Genomic DNA, 21,511 nt, shown 5'->3' on the forward strand with positions numbered 1-21,511 from the left:
GATCCGCTTTCGCCTTTTGGAACTTCACTGAGTACAAACACCTATTTTCGTTCTCGTTGACTAAAAAACGGAAGTAACGTTTAATTTTAGAAATATTGAAGCCCACCGCTAGTCCCCGCAGGAGCATGAAATGAAAGACGCGATAGTCGAGTTTCGGGACGTCCGCAAGAGTTACGACGGACATACACCTGTCGTTGCCGGACTCAACCTCAGCATCCAACGAGGCGAATTCCTCACGCTGCTTGGGCCTTCGGGTTCCGGGAAGACCACGACGCTAATGATGCTTGCCGGGTTCGAGACTCCCAGCAGCGGATCGATATTTCTGGACGGCGTCGCGATCACCAGCGTCGCACCTCACAAGCGGAACATCGGAATGGTGTTCCAGAGCTACGCGCTCTTTCCGCATCTATCGGTGGCCGATAACGTTGCCTATCCGTTGAAAGTTCGCCGGGTACCTAACGCCCAAATCGTCGAACGAGTGACGGCCGCGCTCGACATGGTGAAACTGAAGGGCCTTGGCGATCGGCTTCCGGCCCAACTGTCAGGCGGCCAGCGGCAGCGTGTCGCTCTTGCCCGCGCAATCGTCTTCGAGCCCCGCATCGTCCTGATGGATGAACCGCTTGGCGCTCTCGACAAGCAATTGCGGGAGCACATGCAGTACGAGATCAAACAACTGCATGCCCGCCTCGGCATCACGATCGTCTACGTCACTCACGACCAGGGCGAAGCACTGACCATGTCTGACCGTATTGCGATCTTCAATGAGGGCATCGTGCAACAACTTGCCTCTCCGGTCGCCCTGTATGAGCAGCCAGGCAATTCATTTGTGGCTTCATTCATTGGCGAAAACAATCAGCTATGCGGCCGGCTGTCCGAAATCCGTTCAGAAAACTGGGTAGTGGATAGCCCGGGAATGGGCAAGGTTACCGCGACTGGCGTCGGTACTGCGGCCGAAATCGGTGATTCGCTAAAGCTATCTATTCGCCCCGAACGCATTGTCCTCGGCGTGGACGCGGACTCCCTAAACAATCGCTTCAACTGCCGCGTCACAGACCGAACCTATCAGGGCGACCATATCCGGGTGCGTCTCGCACGCGAGGAAGGTGACGGGCTGATCGCGAAGCTTGCAAACAATCGCGACTGCGAACGTGTTCAGATCGGCGACATGGTGACCGTTGGCTTCCGGTCCGAGGACTGTATTGCTTTCCGATCAGCTCCGTGAGGTGAGAATGAACATGCCAAATACTGCGTACGTACCGCCTGCGGCAGCCCCCTTGCCCACTGACCGACAATATCGGCACGTCAAGTTACGCGCCCAGGTCCGCGCGCTGATTCTGATATTGCCGCTCGTCGCCTTCCTCGTCGCTTTTTTCCTGTTTCCGATCGTCCAGATGTTGTACCGCTCGGTCGACACGAGTGCCGTGGCGATGCCTCTCGCTCAGGTCCACGCCGAGCTCGGGAACTGGAGCGGAGAAGGAACACCGCCCGAAGCGGCATATCGCGCGCTTGGAAAAGATCTGATGGCCCTTGACGACCGTGACGAGCTAGGGCCAGTTGTCCGGGAGTTGAGCTATAGGTACACGGGCTTCGAAGGCCTGCTGCGCAAGACTGTGCGCCAACTGAACGGATCTGACGGAACCCAGGAGACCTGGAAGAGCAAGTTCGTCGGTATTGATCCGAGATGGGGTACGCCCGAGCCTTGGGGTGTCATCAAGCACTCGTCCGGAAAAATGACGGCCCAAAACCTTCTTGCTGCGGTGGACTTGCGCCAGACCGCAACGGGGGGCGTCGCTTTGCAGCCCGCGGACCAACGACTGTACATCGCCGTTTTCATCAACACGATCGTGATTTCCGTAAGCGCGACACTCGCATGCCTGCTCCTCGGATTTCCGGTGGCGCATCTGCTCGCCACCTCGCGTCGAAGCACAGCCACTGTGTTAATGATGCTCGTGCTGCTTCCCTTCTGGACGTCATTACTGGTCCGCACCTCTGGATGGCTGGTCATCCTCCAGACGAACGGTCCGCTCGTGGACCTGCTTGTCTGGCTGCACATTGTTTCCAATAACGCTCGGCCTCAATTGGCCTACACCCGTTTCGCCTCGATTGTCGCGATGACACACATCTTGTTACCGTTCATGATTCTTCCGCTGTACAGCGTAATGAAGGGGGTTTCGAAGGACTATGTGCGGGCCGCGTGCTCCCTCGGTGCCGGACCCGTCAAGGCTTTCTTTTCCGTCTACATACCTCAGGTCGTCCCAGGGATTGCCGCGGGAGCGATGATGGTTTTCATTTCTGCCCTTGGTTTTTATATCACACCCGCCCTTGTCGGTGGCAGTCAAGGACAGATGGTAGGGAATCTGATTGCCTACCACATGCAATCGTCGTTGAACTGGGGGTTAGCTGCAGCGCTATCAGTCGGCCTCCTGGTGCTCGTTGCGGACATCTTCTGGATGTTCAGAACGCTCGCCAGCGCTGAACTTGTGGGAGCACCGAAATGATCCGGAAAACGTACTATTTAATCTGCGGTTCTGTGTTCTTCTTCATGATGGCGCCAATTCTCATATGCGTCCCGCTCTCATTCAATACCCAACGATACCTGACGTTCACCCCAGGGATGCTAGCGCTTCATCGAGACGCCTTTTCCCTGCGATGGTACGCAAGCTTCTTCGGCTCCGAAGTCTGGCGTGACGCGATCGTGAACTCCATGGTCGTCGGGTCACTGACTACCCTCGTTGCGACGACGCTCGGAACGGTCGCGGCAATTGGCCTAAGTCGGCGTGATACACCGTTCAAGAAGATTCTGTTGGCGCTGATTCTCTCGCCGATGATCGTTCCGGTTATTGTCACAGCGGCCGGCATCTATTTTCTCTTCTCGCGCTGGGGTCTCACACAGAGCATTACGGGTCTTGTGATCGCACACACAATCGTTGCGGTTCCACTTGTGGTTATTACGGTCAGCGCAGCGTTGGCGCGCTTCGACTACGACCTCGTAAAGGCTTCATTGAGCCTCTCAGCGTCGCCCATCGAAACGTTTTTCCGTGTGACCCTGCCGCTCATTGCGCCGGGCGTGGCGTCGGGCGCCATCTTCGCATTTGCTACATCACTGGACGAGGTGGTCATGGCGCTCTTCATTGCCGGCGTCGATCAGCGGACGATCCCATTGATCATGTGGAGCGGAATCCGCGAAGAGTTAAGCCCGACAATCCTCGCAGCAGCGGTAATTCTCACAATGGTTTCGATATGCATGCTGCTGACTGTCGAATACCTCCGGGCATGGTCATCGAAGTTCAGCAACGCTTGATAGTTAAGTGGAGATCCAGGTAAATGAATATCCCCCGAATGATGCGCGCCGTAGTGCTTATGGGCCACGGCGGACTTGATAAGCTGGAGTATCATGAAGATATCCCAACGCCCCGACCAGGAAAGGGTGAGGTCCTGATCCGTGTCGGAGCCTGCGGTGTCAATAATACTGATCTGAATACCCGCACCGGCTGGTATAGCCCGAACGTCCGCACAGGGATGACGGAAGAAATTGGCAGCAGGGGCATTGATCCGGACACTGCCGATCTGGGCAATTGGGACCGCTCGAGTCTGGCATTTCCCCGCATTCAGGGTGCCGCAATTGCAGGGCGAATCGTCGGCGTCGGCGAGGGCGTCGATGTGCAGCGGATCGGCGACCGCGTGATGGTCGATCCCGTAATTCGTGATCCGTCGGCACCGTTGCGAGAAGAAGGTGTCCGCTTCGTTGGCAGTGAATGCGACGGTGGTTACGCAGAGTATGCAGCGGTTCCGGTCGAGAATGCCTTCACGGTGAACGCCGATATCCCGTATGTCGAGCTGGCAACCTTTCCTTGTGCCTTCACGACGGCCGAGGAGATGCTTGAGCGAGCTCGACTGAAAGCTGGCGAAGTCGTGGTCATCACGGGAGCAGCGGGCGGGGTCGGTAGCGCGAATGTGCAGTTGGCGAAGCGCCGTGGGTGTGTGGTGATTGCAATTGCTGGGCAAGGCAAACGCAGCAAACTTCTGGAACTGGGCGCGGACCATTTCATACCACGCGAAACCCCTAACATGGTGGCAGAGGTTGAGAAGCTTGTGGGGCCTCGTGGCGTCGATGTTGTTGCGGATGTGGTCGGTGGAGACTCCATTACGGGGCTCTTGCGCGTTCTTAAGCGCGGCGGTCGCTATACCACAGGTGGAGCGATTGCGGGCCCAATCTCCGAGGTAGATTTGCGTGACCTGATTTACAAGGACCTTGAGATGTACGGCATCGCAAATCCGGTGGCCAATACTACGGGGAACCTTGTGCAGTACATTGAAAGCGGAGAAATCAAAGCGATGGTGGATAAGACCTTCCCGCTGGCTCAATTACGCGATGCGCAGGCCGAATTCATGAAAAAATCTCACGTTGGGAAGATTGTCATTGACGTGGACGCCTCGGCTTAAGCACGGATTGTTTCCTCGAAGCGCCGGCCCCGCAGATGGGGCCGTTTTCAATTCAATAGACATCAGACAATGGACTTCTTTGACAGGACGAGTCCGTACCTTCGTTTGGCACGGGTCGACAAGCCCGTCGGGATCTTACTCCTGCTATGGCCGACGCTGGGCGCCCTATCAGTTGCCGCGAGCGGGCATCCCCCGCTTCACCTGCTGGCTACTTTCATACTTGGCAGCGTCCTGATGCGTTCCGCAGGATGCGTCGCGAACGATCTTGCCGACGAACGGTTCGATGCTCACGTCACGCGGACGAAGCACCGCCCGCTAGCTTCCGGTGCGATATCGCGCACGCAGGCGCGTAGCTTTCTCGCTATGTTGCTAATGCTCGCTGCCCTGCTACTGCTTCATTTGAACGCATTGACTGGCTTGTACGCTCTCGGTGCCTCTGCTGTTGCCCTCTGCTACCCGTTCGGGAAGCGCGTCTTTGGCGTGCCCCAGGTCGTGCTCGGGGTGGCGTTCAGTTTTGGAATCCCGATGGCTTTCGCAGCTGTCCTCGATTCCGTCCCCGCCGTCGCCTGGTGGCTGTGCGCCGCTAACCTGTTCTGGGTCGTCGGTTACGATACTGCGTACGCAATGGTCGATCGGGCGGATGACCTTCTAGTAGGCGTCAAAAGCAGCGCGATTACCTTTGGTCGGTATGAGGTGCTGGCCTCGGGCTTCTGCTTCGCCACATATCTGGGCATATTCGCCGCACTGGCTATCGTTTCGCAATGGACCACCGCATTCTGGCTCGGGTGGACAGGCGCGCTTGGGTGCGTCGTGGACCAATACTTCAAGATAAGATCTCGCGATCCGGCGCTGTGTTTTCAGGCATTTAATCGCGCTCACCGTGCGGGTCTCTGCATGTTTACAGGCCTCGCGGTGGCTCTGACCTGAACCAGTCGTGAAACGCGTCCCGACGAGTAGTGCCTTACTCTTGGGACGCGTCGCGTACCGCCAGCCCGATTACTGGCCGGCCACGTCGAGAGACGGATTCGCAAGCCGATACATCGCCAACGTCAGCGCCTTGGCCCCCCACGCCAACTCATCCGGAGCTGACAGCTCTGCAGGATGGTGACTCAGCCCGTCCTTGCTCGGAATGAATAGCATACCCGTTGGACAATGTTCCGCCAGGTACATTGAATCGTGGAAGGCGCCCGACAGAAGCTCTCGCCACGGTTCTCCGCATTGCTCAGCCGCTTCAGCGACGGTCGCCCTGACCTTCTCCGAGAACGGTGTCGGCTTGTGTCGCATCAGTTCTTCGAGCGAAATCGAACAGGCGGACTGTCGTCGCGTCCAGGAACGAAATCTGGCCTCGAAGTCATCAAGGACATCATCGGACGGATGTCGTAGGTCAATTGTGAAAGTGACTCCATCTGCGATGGTGTTCGTCGCACCGGGGGAGACTTCGAAGCGCCCGACAGTCAAGCGCAAATCAGCGTCACTTTCGTTGGCGGCAGCGTATGCCTGCTGTACCAGCTCGGTTGCGACAAGGACTGCATCTTTCCGGAATTCTCTGGGCGTTGTGCCCGCGTGGGAGGTCTGCCCTCGGACTGAAATCCTAAACCAGCGAACTCCCTGAATTCCACTTACAACACCGAGTGTTTTACCCTCCCGCTCAAGCACCGGGCCCTGCTCGATATGCGCTTCTACGAACGCGGAAAACGGGCGATTCAGTGGCAGCAGCGGAATGAACTGGAGCGCGTTCGCCGCATCGTCCAACGCCTCGCCGAACCGTAAGCCAGTGGAATCCGCACTCTCACGAAAGGTGGATAGCAGTTCAGGCTGAACGAACGCAGCGGAACCCATTGAACCTGGAGCGAATCGGCAACCCTCCTCGTTCGTCCAGATTGCCACTTCGAGCGGTAGCTCGGTAACGACGCCCGCATCGTTCAGTGCGGCCATCATTTCTAGCCCTGCGCAGACGCCGTACGCTCCGTCGAATTTTCCGCCGGTGGGTTGCGAATCGATGTGGCTCCCCGTCACTACCGGAGGGCCGTCCGTCGTTCCCGCGCGTCGAAAGAAAACATTGGCTGCCTCATCCCGGTAGACCTCGCATCCGCACCCGGCGGCAACTTCCGCTAGAAATTTGCGGGCAGCCACGTCCTGAGGCGTAAGCGCTTGCCGATTGACACCGTCCCCGTCCGATTTGCCAATCTCGGCCAGCGCCGAAATCAGCCTGGCAAGTCGTTCCTGCGACACATGATCAGTAAGAAGGTCTGTGAAGTTGAATTTCATCTGCGACACCTGATGAGGGAAGTGATTGCCCGTCCGGCGCCGCCTCTGCGAAAACGGGCCGAAGATTTCTCTTTGCTACTAGCAATTTCCAAAAAATCTTGCTAGATTTCATTTAACGGAAGTTTAGACAACAAAATGGAATCTTGCAACGCCCCCCACCCCTATAGGAAACGCGATGAACTCGACTGCTGACCAATTTCTTGACTCCGGAATCATTCCCCGTTTCGCCGAGCCTGCGACGTTCATGCGCGCGCCTTATACACGAGAGCTTGAGAACGTCGACATCGCGCTTGTCGGCGTTCCATACGATCTTGGGTGCACGAACAGAAACGGTGCCCGGCAGGGGCCTGCGCAAGTGAGAGAAATGTCGCGGCTCATCCGGAAAATCAATCCGCAAAGCGGAATTTGCCCATTCGAACTGCAGCGCGTCGTCGACATTGGGGATGCGCCGGTTAATCCGCTCGACAATGCACAAACCCTCGACGCGATTACGGCGTACTATGCGCGCCTTCGCGATCGCGGCATCGCCGCAATCTCCTGTGGCGGGGACCATACGGTCACCTACCCCATTTTGCGCGGGCTGGCGCCGAAGGGGCAGAAGTTGGGCGTTATCCACTTCGATGCGCATTCCGACACCCTCGACGAGCTCTACGGAAGCCGCATCAATCACGGCACCGTGTTTCGCCGCGGTGTTGAGGACGGGATCATTGACCCGAAACGGGTCATCCAGATCGGTCTTCGCGGCACCCGCTTCAGCGAAGGCGACATCCAGTACGCCTACGACGCAGGTATGGCCGTCGTTACGATGGACGACTATGAGGAGATGGGACGTGCGGCGGTCATCAGCAAGATGCTTGAGACGGTTGCGGGCGGCCCGGTGTACATCACGTTCGATATTGACGGGTTAGACCCCGTCTACGCGATCGGCACGGGTGCCCCTGAACCGGGCGGACTTTCGATGCGCGACTGTCAGGTCATCATTCGCAGCGCGCTTGGTTTGGACGTTATCGGCGGTGACGTCTGCGAAGTCGCGCCCCTTCTGGACCCATCCGGCCATACGGCGCTCAATGCGGCCAACCTGATGTTCGAAATCCTGTGTGTGACTGCACATGCCAAGTCGAACGCAAAACGCTAACCGACCGGGTCGATAATCATGGCGCAAACTGCTAAACGTGATGCCGTTCTGTCGGAGTTTCCTGTCGGCGGCCCTCAGGACCTGTTCTACAGCCGCAAAAACACAAAGGATTTACCTACGATTGTTCGGGGCGAAGGGATCTACCTCTGGAACGACGCTGGCGATCGGTTTATCGATGTTTCATCCGGTGCGATTGTAAGCAACATAGGACAAGGTAACGAGCGGGTGTTGCGGGCGATGTACGAGCAAGGCAAGAAGCTGTCCTTCAGCTACGTGCGTGTATCCCGTCACGAGCCGAACGCAGAGCTTTCTAGAAAGGTAGCGGTACTCGCAGGGCCTGGCTTCGAACGGTGCCACTTCACATCCGGCGGCTCTGAGGCTAACGAAATGGCGATCAAGTTCTGTCGCCAGTACGCTTTTGCCAAAGGCATGCACAAAAAGACGCGTGTGATCTCATGCATGCCGTCGTACCACGGTGGCACGCTTGGCACCATTGCTGTAACGGGGGACCTGGACTTCGCTCCCATCTACGGGGACATGGTTCAGTTTTCCGAGAAAATCCCGACGCCGTTCACGTACCGGCGCCCCGACGGCATGGGCGTAGTCCAGTATGCGCTGCAATGTGCACAAGCGCTCGAGGACGCGATCCTTCGTCTTGGCCCAGAGAACACGCTGTGCTTCATCTTCGAGCCGATTGGAGGACTGTCGACGGGCGCGAATGTTCCCCCGCCTGAGTACTTCGCTGAAATCCGGCGCATCTGCAGCGAGTATGGCGTCTTTCTCATCTTTGACGAGGTCATGTGCGGCGCAGGAAGAACAGGAAGATTCCTCGCCAATAGTCATTGGCCGGAGGCAAAACCGGACCTTGTCGTTCTTGCCAAAGGACTAGCGTCCGGATATACCCCGCTTGGGGCAGTCCTCGCGCCCGCAGCGCTCGTGGATGAGCTAGCAGGACTCACCGGGTTCAATCTGGCCCACACATACAACGCCAACCCCATTACCTGTGCGGGTGCTTGTGCGGTTCTCGACGAGACCGTTGAGAACGACATCATAGGTAACGCTTCCCGCGTCGGCGGCTATCTGTTGGAGCGTCTGCTGGCGCTGAAGGAGAGCTCGCCGATCATTGGCGATGTGCGTGGCAAGGGCATGCTGACTGCTGTGGAAATGGTGAAGAACAAGGAAACCCGCGAGATGCTGCCGCCCGAACTGATGGCTGCTGACCGCGTTCGTCAGATCGGCATGAAGCACGGCCTTTTGATTTACGCGCGCCGCACCAGCGGTGGTCGATTCGGAGAGTGGTTCATGACTGCCCCACCGCTAACCATGACGGTCGCGCAGGTGGACGAGATGATGGAGCGACTGGAGCTTACACTGGCCGAGTTTACGGACGAGCTGCACCGCGCCGGTGCCTTATAGGGAGACGGAGAATGTCAATCGCTTACAGCGAATATCAGCACCTGAAATTTGATCGCCCCTCTCCAGGTGTTCTTTTGATCACCATTAACCGGCCAGAGAAATACAACGCCACCGATGAGCGACTGCACTGGGAATTGAGCAAGATCTGGCTGACGATCGGTGACGACCCGGAGACGCGCGCGATCGTAATCACCGGAGCGGGTAAAGCCTTCTGTGCGGGAGGCGACCTCGACATGGTTAAACGGAACCTCGAAGACTATTGGGGCGTTCTTCGCACTGGTCAGGAAGCGCTGGACATCGTGAACAACATGATGAACCTTGAAAAGCCCATCATTTCCGCGATTAACGGCGTCGCCGTGGGTGCTGGTCTGGCAACTGCGCTGACAGCTGACATCAGCATCATCTCCGACCAGGCGAGGCTAAGCGACGGACATACGCGTCTGGGTGTCGCTTCGGGTGATCACGCAGTGATGCTGTGGCCTTTGATGTGCGGCATGGCAAAAGCCAAATATCATCTCCTACTAGCCGATTTCATTGATGGTCCGGAAGCCGAAAGGATCGGGCTAGTGAGTCTGTGTGTTCGGCACGAGCAGCTGCTGGACCGCGCCCTGGCTGTCGCAGACACGTTAAGCAAAGGCAGTCAACTGTCTATTCGCTGGACAAAACGGGCTCTGAATCACTGGTATAAGCCTGTCGCTCCGATCTTTGACCTGTCAGTCGCCATGGAAATGCTCAACTTCGTTGACGAGGACGCGCGGGAAGGCATCCTTTCGGTGAAGGAAAAGCGCGGCGCGAGATTCCCGTCTTCCGAGCGAGGTACATATCAGGAAGCTGGTTGGGGAAGCAAGAATCGCATCTTGAAGTTGGGAGAATAGTATGCACGCGGGTCATTGGGTTCAGCGGTCTGCGCTGCGCACACCGAACAACATCTTGTGGATTTCCGAAGACCGTAGGATCACCTACAAGGACGGCGCGAGCCGGATTAATCGGGTTTCAAACGCCCTTCTTGCAAGCGCAGGAAAGGGCGCACGCGTGGCGATCCTGTGCGCGAACCGCTTTGAGGGACTCGAAGCGTTTCTGGCGGCAATGTCTGCCGGATGTACGGCCGTCCCCATGAATCCCCGGCTTCATGTCCAGGAGTATGCGTTTCTCATTTCAGACTCCGGCGCTCGAGTCGTCTTCTACAGTGAAGACTTCGCTGATCACGTGGCCGAACTTAAACCTTTAGTACCCGAGGTCAAGCTCTGGACCTGCATCGGTGGCGAGCATCGGAGCGCGGACACCGACTATGAAGATTTCCTTCTGCAATTCCCCGCCACGCCGCCCGACGTCGTCATCGACCCCGATGACATCGCCTGGCTTTTCTATACGTCGGGGACGACCGGAAAGCCTAAGGGTGCGATGGAAACGCATCGGAATCTAGTTACGATGTGTCAGCAGTTTTTGTTAGGCGTTGTCCCGGATGTCGTTTCCAGTGATGTCATGTTTCACGTCGCGCCGATATCACATGGAACTGCCAGTTGCATGATGCCTCACCTGGCGGTCGGGGCGGCCAACGCATTCCCGTTATCGAAAAGCTTCAAAGCGGAGAAGGTGTTCGAGGCCATTGAGAAGTACCGCGTGACTTCGACGTTTATGGCGCCGACGATGATTACGATGTTGCTTCAGTCCGATTCGCACACCGGATACGACCTGTCGTCGCTGAAGAACGTCATCTATGGCGGCGGCCCCATGTACGTCAATCAGCTCCAGAAGTCACTCGACGTCTTTGGCAACGTCTTCGTCCAGATTTATGGACAGGGTGAGGCACCCATGACCGTCGCATCACTGCCGAAGGCGGCGCATATGGTCGGCGACGATGAGGCAAAGATCAAACGACTTGCATCGTGTGGCCGTGAGATGCCCGGTGTGCGCATTGCGATTCTGGATGACAACGACGCAGAAGTGGGCGTCGGCGAGTTCGGAGAAGTCTGCGTGCGCAGCGACCTCGTCATGAAAGGCTACTGGAATCGTCCCGAGGCAACGGCCGAGACGCTGCGCAACGGCTGGCTACACACCGGCGATGTCGGCTACCTGGACACTGAGGGATACCTCTTTCTGACCGACCGCAAGAAAGATCTCATCATTTCTGGTGGCTCGAACATCTACCCCCGCGAAGTCGAAGAGGTCATTTGCTCCCACCCCGCGGTGGCAGAAGTCGCTGTGGTGGGTGTGCCCGATGAGGTATGGGGGGAGCTCGTCAAGGCGGTCGTCGTGCTGCGTTCTGGTCACCGCCTAGACGCTGCTGGAGTCATCGAGCATTGCAAGGCGAACATGGCCTCTTATAAAAAGCCGTCGGTCGTGCAGTTCATTGATGAGTTGCCCAAGAACGCCGCGGGCAAGGTGCTCAAGCGGGAACTTCGAAGCACCGCTTGTGAATGAAAGTCGCCATTGTCCGACTCCGTCGGACAATGGCCAACGTTCAGCTCACCGCTTCCGTGAAACGCACGCGAGACGGCGCAACAGCAAGGCAATCGAACAGGGCGGACACGTATGCCGACGCAGACAACGGGTGAAAAAGCCGGCCGGCTGGAAAGAATCGCTGCCATTCTTGAAGTCATATCGACTTCATCGGCCGGCCTGTCCCTGGCAGAGATCTCGTCCAGGACACAATTGCCTATGCCGTCGGCTCACCGACTGCTCAATGGCATGGTTGAGGCGGGGTTCGTGGCTGGTCAGAGAGGTAGGTCCAACTATTTCATTGGCCCTCGAATTCTCGACCTCTTTCGCTGCAGCGCGCCAGACACATCCTCAAAAACACTCGCCCGTCGCGAAATTCAGATCGTGGCCAACCGCTTTGGTGAAGTTGGATATCTGGCGAAGATTACCGGAGAAAAGATCGAACTGGTTGTGATAGTGCCTCCAGAGGACCCGGCCCGTACCCTCGTCTATCCTGGTGCTGACTTCCCGGTTCATGCAACCTCGACAGCAAAAGCGCTCGTGGCTTTTCAACCAGAAGGTTTGGTTGACCGTTTCGTATCGGGCCCGCATGAGAAATTCCGGCCCAACACCGTCACCGATCCTGCAAAGGTCAAGGCAAGTCTCAGGGCAGTGCAAGCTGCGGGATATGCGATCAACGATGATGAGTATGACGCAGGGGTGTTCTCAATAAGCTGTCCTATTGAGATAGAGGGTGCGGGTGTCCTGTACGCGATTGGCCTCGTTGGCTTGAAGGAGAGGCTGTTGATGGCGTTCCCACAAGACCATATAGTGACCTCCCTCCTTTCAACGGCGCAAAGCCTGTCTCGATTACTTGCACGACCGTGACCCCTGCCCCTTGTTTCTGAACAGCCTGACCGACCTATGCTGTTGTCTTTGTTTCCGTCGTAGGATTGCGAGTTTAAGGCAGCGCGATTATCCGTCGCGTTGTCCCTCATTTTCGCGCAAGCAACGGACGAGTTCCGCTTGTGCATGGGGCGGCATGTTTCGGTCTGCAACGTGCCAACGGTCGCCGCCTTCCACCGATTAACTCCTGTGGACACTGGAACTCGTCTGCACGACACCCGCAGGAAACCTGCATTTGCCAATTTCGTTTGCTCAGTTCCCGACGGCAGGGCCCAGAGCATAGCTAACTTCTGGCGCAGACAGCAACCTTCTGATTTCACGATCAATATTATTCGGGCCATGTCGCAAACCCGCACGGAGTCGAGAGCGTCCTAACCGTAAAACTGCGCGTAAATCAAGGTCACCCCCGCCAGTGCACCCGCAAGGTCGCGCCACGCATTACCCGCTACCTCGAGCCCAGCCTGTGGCAGGAAGTGAAGGACACCATGGCGGCGATGCCGCAGGACACGCCACGTACCCGGGCGCATTCTCAGCAGGTACGGTGGCTGTTCACGCTGCTGTATCTGGGCGGCCTGCGCATCGCCGAGGTCGGCGGCAATACGATGGGGCAGTTCTTCGGGTTTCTTCGTGCGACGCGATACCGATGACACGATGCGCTGGTGGCTGACGGTGCACGGCAAGACAGGGAGCGCCTGGTCCCGGCCACGCGCGAACTGATGACGGAACTGTCACGCTACCGGCAGTCGCTGGGCATGACGGCCCCGCCCTCGCGCAGTGAGGCGACGCGCTCGTGCTCCCGATCAGACAAACTGCAGGTAGCACTGCAGGAAAAGCAGCAGGCAGCACGGCTGGAACCAAGGCACAGGCCGCCAGACGGCAGTTATCTGCACGTTGTGACGATCGCCGGCATCAGGAAACCGACGAGAAGCACCGCATCGACTGTAAAGCAGATACGCTCTGAACCGGAATCCAGGCGCACTGCGCAAGACGGATGCCGTTGCTTCCATATCTAGACCCCCGAGGCATCACAGCGCCCTGCCGCAGGCTAGTGACTCGGGTCGAACGGAGGGGTATCTGAATGCGGTGCGGCCCCGTCTCAAACTTCTGTTCTGGTTCCGTCGCATGATGATCCGCAGTTATCCACAGCCGGCCCGGCGCCATGGTCGTGAAAGGCGACCCGCCGGCCCGCCGTGGATACCTCCCGCACAGCAGGCGCGTGCCTTGCCTCTGCAGGCGGTGCTGTCCCGCAGGCCCACCTAAGACTACCGTATTCAGGCCTATGCCAACGGTTCGCCAGCCACTCGTCAATGCAAAGTTGCAAAACAAACCTTGACAATTTGATGCTCATAGAAGGGCCATCGACGGAAACGCCAGTTCGTCGGGACGACCGAGGGATGAAGAGCTGTCGCTGCCGCAATGGCCCGTAGTTGCAGGCCTACGAGGATACGTTTGCATTTGTGAGGCTGATTGATCTCGATTCAATGCGCGATCTTTTTTTCGCACTTCAAGAATTTAATCAGGAAAACAAATGGCCCAATTCTTTCAAGCAACCACCGTAAATCATACCGCGTGGGGTAAACCCACCGCTGCTTTTGCAACGCCCGGGCATCTATTTAAGGCCGGACCGCTACCCACAGAAACCCTCGTGCCGTAGCACTTATTGCGCCGTATGCGCGCGTAGGGCGCTGGTCGATGTTCCCAGCAAAGGCCCACTTCTGTTCGAAGATATTTGTAGGCACGAGCCGTTTCGATAGCATGCGACGTAACTACGTGAAGGCACCTGCTCGGACATTAGCGTCCGTTCCATCGCCCTAGACATCTCTTCGCTCGACCAATAATACAAATAATACTATCATACGAGACTAATATGTCTGGAAACGTGGGCTACGCAATGCGTTCGACGTTATGGAGGAGAATGATGGCAGCATCGCAGCGGCGTCGAGACCGCCGCGGTCGACGCCAGTCCGCGCTTGCCGCTTGTAAATGAATCTTCACCAATGACCAAGAGAAACGAGATCGATCCTGACACACCGTTGTGTTGCAACTGCGCGCGCCTCCGGCGTGCCGCTCGCGTTGTAACACGATTGTATGACGACTGCCTTGCTCCCACAGGGATCAACACGAACCAGTTTACGATCCTAGGCTATCTTTTTAGAGAGCGCGGGCCACTACGAATGATGGCGCTCGGCGAACTGCTTGCAATGGACCGTGCGACAATCGGACACAATCTGAAGCCTCTCGAACGCGACGGTTACATCACAATCGCTGTCGACAAGACGGACCGCCGTGCGCGGTTGGTCAGCGTCACCAAGGCTGGCATTGCCAAAATCTTGGAAGCGCACCCGCATTGGGTGCTGGCGCAAGATCGCTTCGAGTCGGAATACGGAAGTGCCCAGTCGGCGAAATTGCGGCACATGCTTGATTGCGCCGCAGAGCAGCACCTTGAATCGTGAGACGCATGGTGCGTCGATCACTGTGGACAGAGCATTAGTGTGCTGTCCGCCGTCTTCGACAACCTGGGTAAAGGTGTATCTGGTGCGGCTGTGCAGAAGCTGGATCTGATGCTCGCCGCGTAAGCGGCTCCGCCGACGGAAAGCGGACGTTCCTTAGCGCCCCTTGTACCGAAAGGCGCGCCGAGGGTTTCCGGCTCCAGCGCTCCCACGGAGCCGCCAGCGCCACTCTTCGGTCTCGCGCAGCAAGCGATTCGGCCAATGCCTCCTCAGCGGCTGCCCCGCGATAGCGCAAATGTGTAAAGGGCCTTGTGAGCCGCGTGAGTCGAGCATACCCATTGACCGCCGGAATGACGGACTTCGGCGAAGCGCCCTCTTCGCCCCTCTTCGGGCATGAAAAGCCAGACGCGCAGCTCAACACTTCGCCCCATCAACCTGAACCGGCTCGTCTTGCCGATCAACGGGGAGAGGTTTCTCTTGTCGTTTTACCAGCATGTGAGACTATGATAGGCGCATATGAGACTTTTCAATCAGCTGAACGATGAAGACCTCTTGCCAAACTTGGCAGCATCGCGGCGCAACCGAGGGGATTCCTCTTTTCGGTAGCAATGTTTAACGCTTTCTTTTTCGATGATTCAACGGGAACACCCATGTCCACGCTTTTCGATCCAATCCAGATCGGTGCTTTGAAACTGCCAAATCGTATCGTGATGGCGCCGCTCACTCGGATGCGCGCCTTTGACGAACGCAGCCCCGGTCAGATCAACGTAGACCATTATGCCCAGCGGGCCAGTGCAGGACTCGTCATCACCGAAGCCACCTCGGTCATTCCCCAGGGAGTTGGTTACCCAAACACCCCAGGCATCTGGTCCGAAAGGCAGATTAGCGGGTGGGCCGCGGTCACTTCCGCGGTACACAACGCAGGCGGCCTCATCGTCTCTCAGCTTTGGCACGTGGGAAGAGTCTCGGACCCAACGTTTCATAACGGCAAACTTCCTGTCGCACCGAGTGCGATTGCGCCCGAAGGCCAGGTCAGCATTTTGCGACCTCAGCGCCCGTATTCGGTGCCACGGGCACTAGAGACAAACGAGATCGCAGGGATCACGGAGAGTTTTCGAGTCGCTGCTGCAAATGCTAAGCGTGCCGGTTTCGATGGCGTAGAGCTTCACGCTGCCAATGGATATTTGTTCGATCAGTTCATGCATGACGGCTCGAACAAGCGTACCGATCGCTACGGCGGATCGATTGAGAACCGTGTTCGCTTGATGCTGGATGCGGTGGATGCGATGCTTACCGTTTGGCCGGCCAACCGAGTGGGTGTGCATCTGAATCTAATGTCGAGTTCGAACTCGATGCACGATTCGAATCCGCGCGCATTATTCACCTATACGGCCGAGCAACTGAACGTCCGCAATATCGCGTTTATCTTTGCACGAGAAGCTCTCGATCGAGGTGGACAGCAAATTGGGCGCGACGTGAGGCGCATCTTCAAAGGCGCGTACATCGTCAATGAGGGGCTTACCAAGGAACGCGCGCAGCTGGCCATTGAACGCGGCGAGGCAGACGCTGCTGCATTCGGGCGTCCCTTTATCGCCAACCCCGACTTGGTGGAGAGGTTCCGGCGCGGCGCACCGCTCAACGCCGTCAATGCCCAAACGATCTATGCGGATGACGAAACCGGGTACAACGACTACCCACCGTTGGCCGATAGGTGAGGTTGGGTTGTTCTCCCCCGGCCAGCATAAAGGCCGCGGATTGCTGGTAATGCGCGCCTGCATCGGAGAATACTTGACGCAGCGTTCACGTCAAGACTATGGCCGCAACGGCACTCGCCGACACTGAGGATATTCTCGTGCAGCAGACCGAAACTGCGGTGCGCCTGATCTCATTCCATCAGAATCAGGTGACTGACGGTCATGAGCGCAGCGGTGTCGACCCTGCCATGATGCGGCTATCGTCCTCGCCCAGAGTCTGTCCAATTGTGTTGCGTGGTTCCACATTTCCGGCATAGTATTAGTCTCATATGCACGCGTTTAGCGGTCTAAGAGAAGAGATGCCACGTTTCGCGCGGAGGGCGACGCGCGCCGCTGAGTGCCCCGTGATCGATCTGCAGCGAATCGTGGGTACGAGAGTACACCGCTACCCGACCACGCATCTGTCGATGCAGCCGGGCAACCCACGATAAGTTGGAGCTAGCAAACATCAGCGTTATAAAAGTTCAAGAGGTGCTACAAAACAATGATGAAGCTGTTCTCAGAGGAAGCGCTGCTTCGACGCCTCCACGAAAGCTTGATTTCGCGATATGAGCCGGTCTTTTCCCTGGATAAATCAGCATGGGTTGACGTTGTCGGCAAGCAAACGCCCGTGCTAAAAAATGGGGGCCGCACCGTCAATCTCGCCCACGACATACTGGATGACTTCAGATCTCGGACCGGCTATGGAGGGTCCATCTTCGTCCGGAACGGAGATTCATTCGTCCGAATCACTACTTCCGTTCTTCCTAACGGCAAGCGCCTGCTTGGCGTTGATCTCGAGCCGACGAATCCGGCAAACCGGGCTCTCTCCTCCGGGCGCCACTATTTTGGGTACACGTCCCTCTCCGACATGAAGCTGGCCATCCTCTACACGCCTCTTCTGGATGCGGATGGATCGGTCGTTGGCGCCATCGGTGTTGGCATGAGCACAAAGAAAGGGCCGCGCCTGGCGCTACAAATCAGTTTCGCTGTCACTACGTGGCTCGGAATGCTCACGGCGGGGACTGTCGTTGCATTCGCCACGTGGGCTCCTCTCAGCATGCGACCTCCAGCGTTACCTTCGGCGGTATTGGGTCTGACAATGCTGACTCTGACCGGCGCCTGGGTTTATTGGATAGTTGAGAGCAGGGTTAGTGTTTCCCTGCGTCGCGCCCAAACGGCGGCGCGGCGCCTAGCCAAGGGCGACTTGACCGAACAGGAGCCGCTGTCACGGAACGACGAAATAGGAGAAATCCTCGAGGCATTGAACGGCATCACGGTCGGTCTGTCGAGTCTCGTAAGAAACGTGGCACGAACCGTTCAAGACGTGAACCGAGGATCGAACGAGATTGCAAGCGGCAATGCACATTTGTCCGAGCGCACAGAACGTCAAGCAGCATCCCTTGAAGAGACGGCCGCGAGCATGGCGCAGCTGACAGAGGCTGTCAATCAGAACACCGACAACGCGCGGGAGGCAAATGGTTCAGCAGTCTATGCTGCCGAGATGGCCGACGCTGGCAATAAAGCCGTTCAGGGCCTGGTCCAAGCAATAAAGGACATTGGTACTGGCTCAGCCAAGATCGGGGAGATCACGGGCCTTATTGAAGGAATTGCCTTCCAGACTAACATCCTTGCGCTCAACGCGGCCGTTGAGGCCGCCCGCGCTGGCGAGCACGGGCGCGGATTTGCCGTCGTCGCCAGCGAGGTTCGCAGCCTTGCCCAACGCTCGGCGACTGCTGCGAAAGATATTTCCGAACTGATTGCCTCATCCGTAGCAGTGGTCGAGCGGAGCGTTGATGACTCTGCGCACGTCGCTACCACGATTCTGGAACTTAAAGATGCGATTGCGAGAGTATCCGAGTTTGTCAGCGGCATCGCGACTGCATCCGAAGAGCAAAGCCGCGGGATCGAGCAAATCAATCAGGCTGTTACACAGATGGACGAAGTGACCCAGCATAACGCTGCCCTCGTCGAAGAAGCGGCAAGCTCCGCGCGGTCTCTCGCGAGCCAAGCAGAGAGCCTGAAGGAGGCCGTATCCATGTTCAAGCTATTGAACACCTGAATCAGCGCTAGAAATTTTCATCGTTGGGCGGCACGCCACTGTCGTCCGTAAGTTTCGTCGCGAAACTGATTGATTGCTTACTGGTACGACCCGCTAACGGTCGGACGCCTCCGAAGGATTTCTCGATGGATAGACGCCTCCTGATTCTAGCTTGTGGCATGTTCGCAATCGGCACCGACAGCTTCGTGGTCGCCGGTGTGCTCCCGCAGGTTTCCGCATCCCTTCGCGTGCCCGTAGCGCTTGCCGGGCAGATGGTCACGCTCTACGCGTTGAGCTATGCGCTGCTGTCGCCTGTCATCGCCGCGGCAGCAGCTCAATGGCCGCGCAAGCGGCTGCTACTCACAGGGCTCGCGGTCTTCGTGCTCGCCAATGTTATAACCGCCTTGGCGCCGAGTATCGGGCTCGTGCTCGGGAGCCGGTTGCTAGCCGGCATCGGTGCGGCCATGTTCAGTCCGACGGCAACCGCCACCGGTGCTTCGCTGGTGCCGCCTGAGCAGCGCGGCCGAGCGCTCGCCATCGTGATCGCCGGCCTGTCCAGTGCGACGGCGCTAGGCGCACCGCTCGGCACCTTCATTGGGGGGTGGCTGGACTGGCGTGCGACGATGTGGTTCGTCGCCGCGGTAGGCGCTGTCGCCGCGATGGGCGTGACCTGGCGCCTGCGAGACATCCCGACTGCGCCGGCCGTCAGTCTCGAGCGCAGGCTCGCACCGCTCGGCAATACGCCCGTGCTGCTCACGCTCCTGACTACCTGGCTCGTGTATACGGGCCTCTTTCTGACCTACACGTACATCGGCTTGACCTTCGACCGCGCCACCGGCGGTGACGCGCGCGTGCTCGCCGGGTTGCTACTGCTCTGGGGCGTGGCCGCTACGGTTGGCAATCTCGCTGCCGGTCGCTTGACTGATCGCTTCGGTAGCCGCCGAATCATCAACGCGGCCATCGCCATCGTCGCTTTGGACTTCGCGCTGTTGCCCTGGACCTCGGCGTCGCTCGCGACCGCCGCACCCGCCCTCGTCGTCTGGGGCATGTGCGGCTGGGGCCTGCTCGTGCCGCAGCAGCACCGCCTGATCAGCATCGCACCCGTTGCGGCGCCGGTGCTGTTAGGCCTGAACGCGACCGCTATCTATATCGGCGTATCAATGTCGGGGGTCATAGGCGGAGCGGCCATCACCTGGTTCGATCGCCACACCCTTGGCCTTGTCGGCGCGGCATTCATTACGGTGGGATTTTTTGTTGCCGAGTGCGCATACCAGCGAATTTCGCAACCACATGGTCAATCGACGAAAGCGGCACCCGGCTCGTAAATTGAGGGTAAGAAACGGGGGCGCGCACGACCCATGGGGTTCCGACCCGTGATCCACGCGGATGAATTCAGGGTTAGTGCTTAGCCATGAGACAGAGCGTCCCTCGCACGAGCAGGAGTCTATCTTATCTTTGCCAAGTTTGATCACAAGATGGAGTGAGCACTGATATGATCACGAACGGTGTAGCACGCAACAGGCTCCAATAAAACCATTCGTTCGTATCATTCAATGACAAGACCACGCACTCGAACTGTCAAGGCCGCACCGACTCCGTATCACCACGGCGACCTGCGGAACGCGCTGATATCAGAAGGCCGGCGCCTACTCGAGGAGATCGGAGCGCACGAGCTGAGCCTCAGGCATGTCGCGCGCTCCGTAGGCGTCTCCATTGCGGCACCTTCGTATCACTTCGAGAGCAAGGAACACTTGCTGGCGGCGATCGCTACCGAGGGATTCAACGAACTGGCGGCACTGCGCCGCGAAATCGCCGCATCGAAGGTCGACCCGATGATCAAGGTCTTCCGCATGATGCAGTGCTACGTGCACTTCGCCGAGCGCGAAAGGGGACTCTTCGATCTTATGGTGGGCCCACGCCTCCCGGCCACTGCATACGAGGAACTCGTGGCTGCCTCAGTGGCATCGTTCGAGCTATTCGCATCCGCCGTGTGCGACTTTGCGCTGACTAAGGGTTGGGCTAAAAAAGATCTCAATCTCGTCCTGCATGCCGCATGGTCGGTAGAGCATGGACTGGCCGCACTGATCCTGGCTCAGCGCGTGCCCTTTCCTGGCCACGAAGTCGATGTGCAGCAAATGATCAACTTCTCGGTATCAACCATGCTAAGCGGGATCTCAGCAGGGCCCGACCTTCGCGCGGCCATCGCGAAGGTAATGACCTGAAGGCGAAAGTGGAGCGTGATAACCAAGCCGCGCTAGACGCCGCAAACGGCAGACTGCGCGGCCATCGAAGCGGCTTCCTTGGCTGAGGACACCATCACCTGATCAGGCATTTTCACGCCGTTCTTGGCGGCCACGATCGCGGCGAGTATCGACCACGCGATTTCGGATGGAGTTCGACTGCCGATGTTGATCCCCGCAGCCCCATCCAGTCCGCTGCAATTGCTCATCGCGGAGGTACTGCAGCAGCTCGACCCGATTGCGCTTGCGGTATCGGAACGGAACGCAAACATCGCTCGCGCGTGAACGGATCGAACTGCATCGATTGCTCCACAGCATTATGAGGTTGTCAATACCGGCTCGGAAATCGATCGCATCGCGGTGCAGGTAAACCCGCAACTCGGCATCGTGCCGAAACAGTAGCGTGCTCCCAACACTTCGATCATCGCTCGCACGAGTTCGGCGTCGTCTGAGCCGCATTC

17 protein-coding genes and 1 pseudogene are annotated in these 21,511 nt (G+C 57.9%); 16 read left to right on the forward strand and 2 right to left on the reverse strand.

Annotated elements, in window-relative coordinates:
• The first annotated feature begins 130 nt into the window (after positions 1–130).
• The 5 genes from BN2476_RS09830 (at position 131) to ubiA (ending at position 5,370) form a co-directional block, all read left to right on the forward strand.
• Entirely contained in the window at positions 131–1,222 is a 1,092-nt protein-coding gene (locus BN2476_RS09830) for an ABC transporter ATP-binding protein (protein WP_087733938.1), read from the forward strand.
• A 7-nt stretch (positions 1,223–1,229) separates the two neighbouring features.
• Positions 1,230–2,498, forward strand: a complete 1,269-nt coding sequence (locus BN2476_RS09835; protein ID WP_087733939.1) for an ABC transporter permease — start codon at positions 1,230–1,232, stop codon at positions 2,496–2,498.
• Complete coding sequence (locus tag BN2476_RS09840) at positions 2,495–3,301, forward strand: ABC transporter permease (protein WP_087733940.1); 807 nt, start codon at positions 2,495–2,497, stop codon at positions 3,299–3,301. Before BN2476_RS09835 ends, BN2476_RS09840 begins: the two co-directional genes overlap by 4 nt.
• A 23-nt stretch (positions 3,302–3,324) precedes the next feature.
• On the forward strand, positions 3,325–4,443 hold the full coding sequence (locus BN2476_RS09845) for an alcohol dehydrogenase family protein (protein WP_087733941.1): 1,119 nt from the start codon (positions 3,325–3,327) through the stop codon (positions 4,441–4,443).
• 69 nt (positions 4,444–4,512) lie between these two features.
• On the forward strand, positions 4,513–5,370 hold the full coding sequence (gene ubiA / locus BN2476_RS09850) for a 4-hydroxybenzoate octaprenyltransferase (protein WP_087733942.1): 858 nt from the start codon (positions 4,513–4,515) through the stop codon (positions 5,368–5,370).
• Positions 5,371–5,439: 69 nt separating this feature from the next.
• Here the strand turns inward: ubiA and BN2476_RS09855 are convergent, their stop codons facing one another.
• A complete protein-coding gene (locus tag BN2476_RS09855; RefSeq protein WP_087733943.1) occupies positions 5,440–6,711 on the reverse strand; it encodes a M20 family metallo-hydrolase in 1,272 nt (423 codons plus the stop codon).
• A 175-nt stretch (positions 6,712–6,886) separates the two neighbouring features.
• On the opposite strand from BN2476_RS09855, the gene speB reads away from it, so the two are divergent.
• The 11 genes and pseudogenes from speB to BN2476_RS09910 all read left to right on the forward strand — a co-directional run bounded on the left by speB (position 6,887) and on the right by BN2476_RS09910 (position 21,032).
• Positions 6,887–7,846, forward strand: coding sequence for an agmatinase (gene speB / locus BN2476_RS09860; RefSeq protein WP_087733944.1), 960 nt, complete (start codon positions 6,887–6,889; stop codon positions 7,844–7,846).
• A gap of 18 nt (positions 7,847–7,864) precedes the next feature.
• Complete coding sequence (locus BN2476_RS09865; RefSeq protein WP_087733945.1) at positions 7,865–9,262, forward strand: aminotransferase family protein; 1,398 nt, start codon at positions 7,865–7,867, stop codon at positions 9,260–9,262.
• 11 nt (positions 9,263–9,273) lie between these two features.
• Entirely contained in the window at positions 9,274–10,137 is an 864-nt protein-coding gene (locus BN2476_RS09870) for an enoyl-CoA hydratase/isomerase family protein (protein WP_438942869.1), read from the forward strand.
• 1 nt (position 10,138) lies between these two features.
• Positions 10,139–11,683 (forward strand): long-chain-fatty-acid--CoA ligase, encoded by a 1,545-nt coding sequence (locus BN2476_RS09875; RefSeq protein ID WP_087733946.1) that lies wholly within the window; start codon positions 10,139–10,141, stop codon positions 11,681–11,683.
• Between the two features lie 111 nt (positions 11,684–11,794).
• Positions 11,795–12,568, forward strand: a complete 774-nt coding sequence (locus BN2476_RS09880) for an IclR family transcriptional regulator (RefSeq protein WP_087733947.1) — start codon at positions 11,795–11,797, stop codon at positions 12,566–12,568.
• A 425-nt stretch (positions 12,569–12,993) separates the two neighbouring features.
• Positions 12,994–13,547: pseudogene (locus BN2476_RS09885) on the forward strand (tyrosine-type recombinase/integrase); the annotation flags it as partial.
• Positions 13,548–14,583: 1,036 nt separating this feature from the next.
• Positions 14,584–15,039 carry a MarR family winged helix-turn-helix transcriptional regulator gene (locus BN2476_RS09890; RefSeq protein WP_087733948.1) on the forward strand — a complete coding sequence of 152 codons (456 nt, stop codon included), beginning with the start codon at positions 14,584–14,586 and terminating at the stop codon, positions 15,037–15,039.
• A gap of 647 nt (positions 15,040–15,686) precedes the next feature.
• The gene (locus tag BN2476_RS09895; RefSeq protein WP_087733949.1) at positions 15,687–16,751 is read left to right on the forward strand and encodes an alkene reductase; all 1,065 of its coding nucleotides are present in this window, start codon (positions 15,687–15,689) and stop codon (positions 16,749–16,751) included.
• 523 nt (positions 16,752–17,274) lie between these two features.
• A complete protein-coding gene (locus tag BN2476_RS09900; RefSeq protein WP_087733950.1) occupies positions 17,275–18,831 on the forward strand; it encodes a methyl-accepting chemotaxis protein in 1,557 nt (518 codons plus the stop codon).
• A gap of 158 nt (positions 18,832–18,989) precedes the next feature.
• Positions 18,990–20,135: an MFS transporter gene (locus BN2476_RS09905; protein ID WP_328590284.1), complete on the forward strand. Its 1,146-nt coding sequence runs from the start codon at positions 18,990–18,992 to the stop codon at positions 20,133–20,135.
• A 228-nt stretch (positions 20,136–20,363) separates the two neighbouring features.
• Complete coding sequence (locus BN2476_RS09910; protein WP_087733952.1) at positions 20,364–21,032, forward strand: TetR/AcrR family transcriptional regulator; 669 nt, start codon at positions 20,364–20,366, stop codon at positions 21,030–21,032.
• A gap of 32 nt (positions 21,033–21,064) precedes the next feature.
• Here BN2476_RS09910 and BN2476_RS45410 read toward each other — a convergent pair whose 3' ends face one another.
• Positions 21,065–21,259, reverse strand: coding sequence for a hypothetical protein (locus BN2476_RS45410; RefSeq protein ID WP_143810932.1), 195 nt, complete (start codon positions 21,257–21,259; stop codon positions 21,065–21,067).
• Between the last annotated feature and the right edge of the window lie 252 nt (positions 21,260–21,511).

This window comes from Paraburkholderia piptadeniae (genome assembly GCF_900007165.1).
Taxonomy (GTDB): domain Bacteria; phylum Pseudomonadota; class Gammaproteobacteria; order Burkholderiales; family Burkholderiaceae; genus Paraburkholderia; species Paraburkholderia piptadeniae.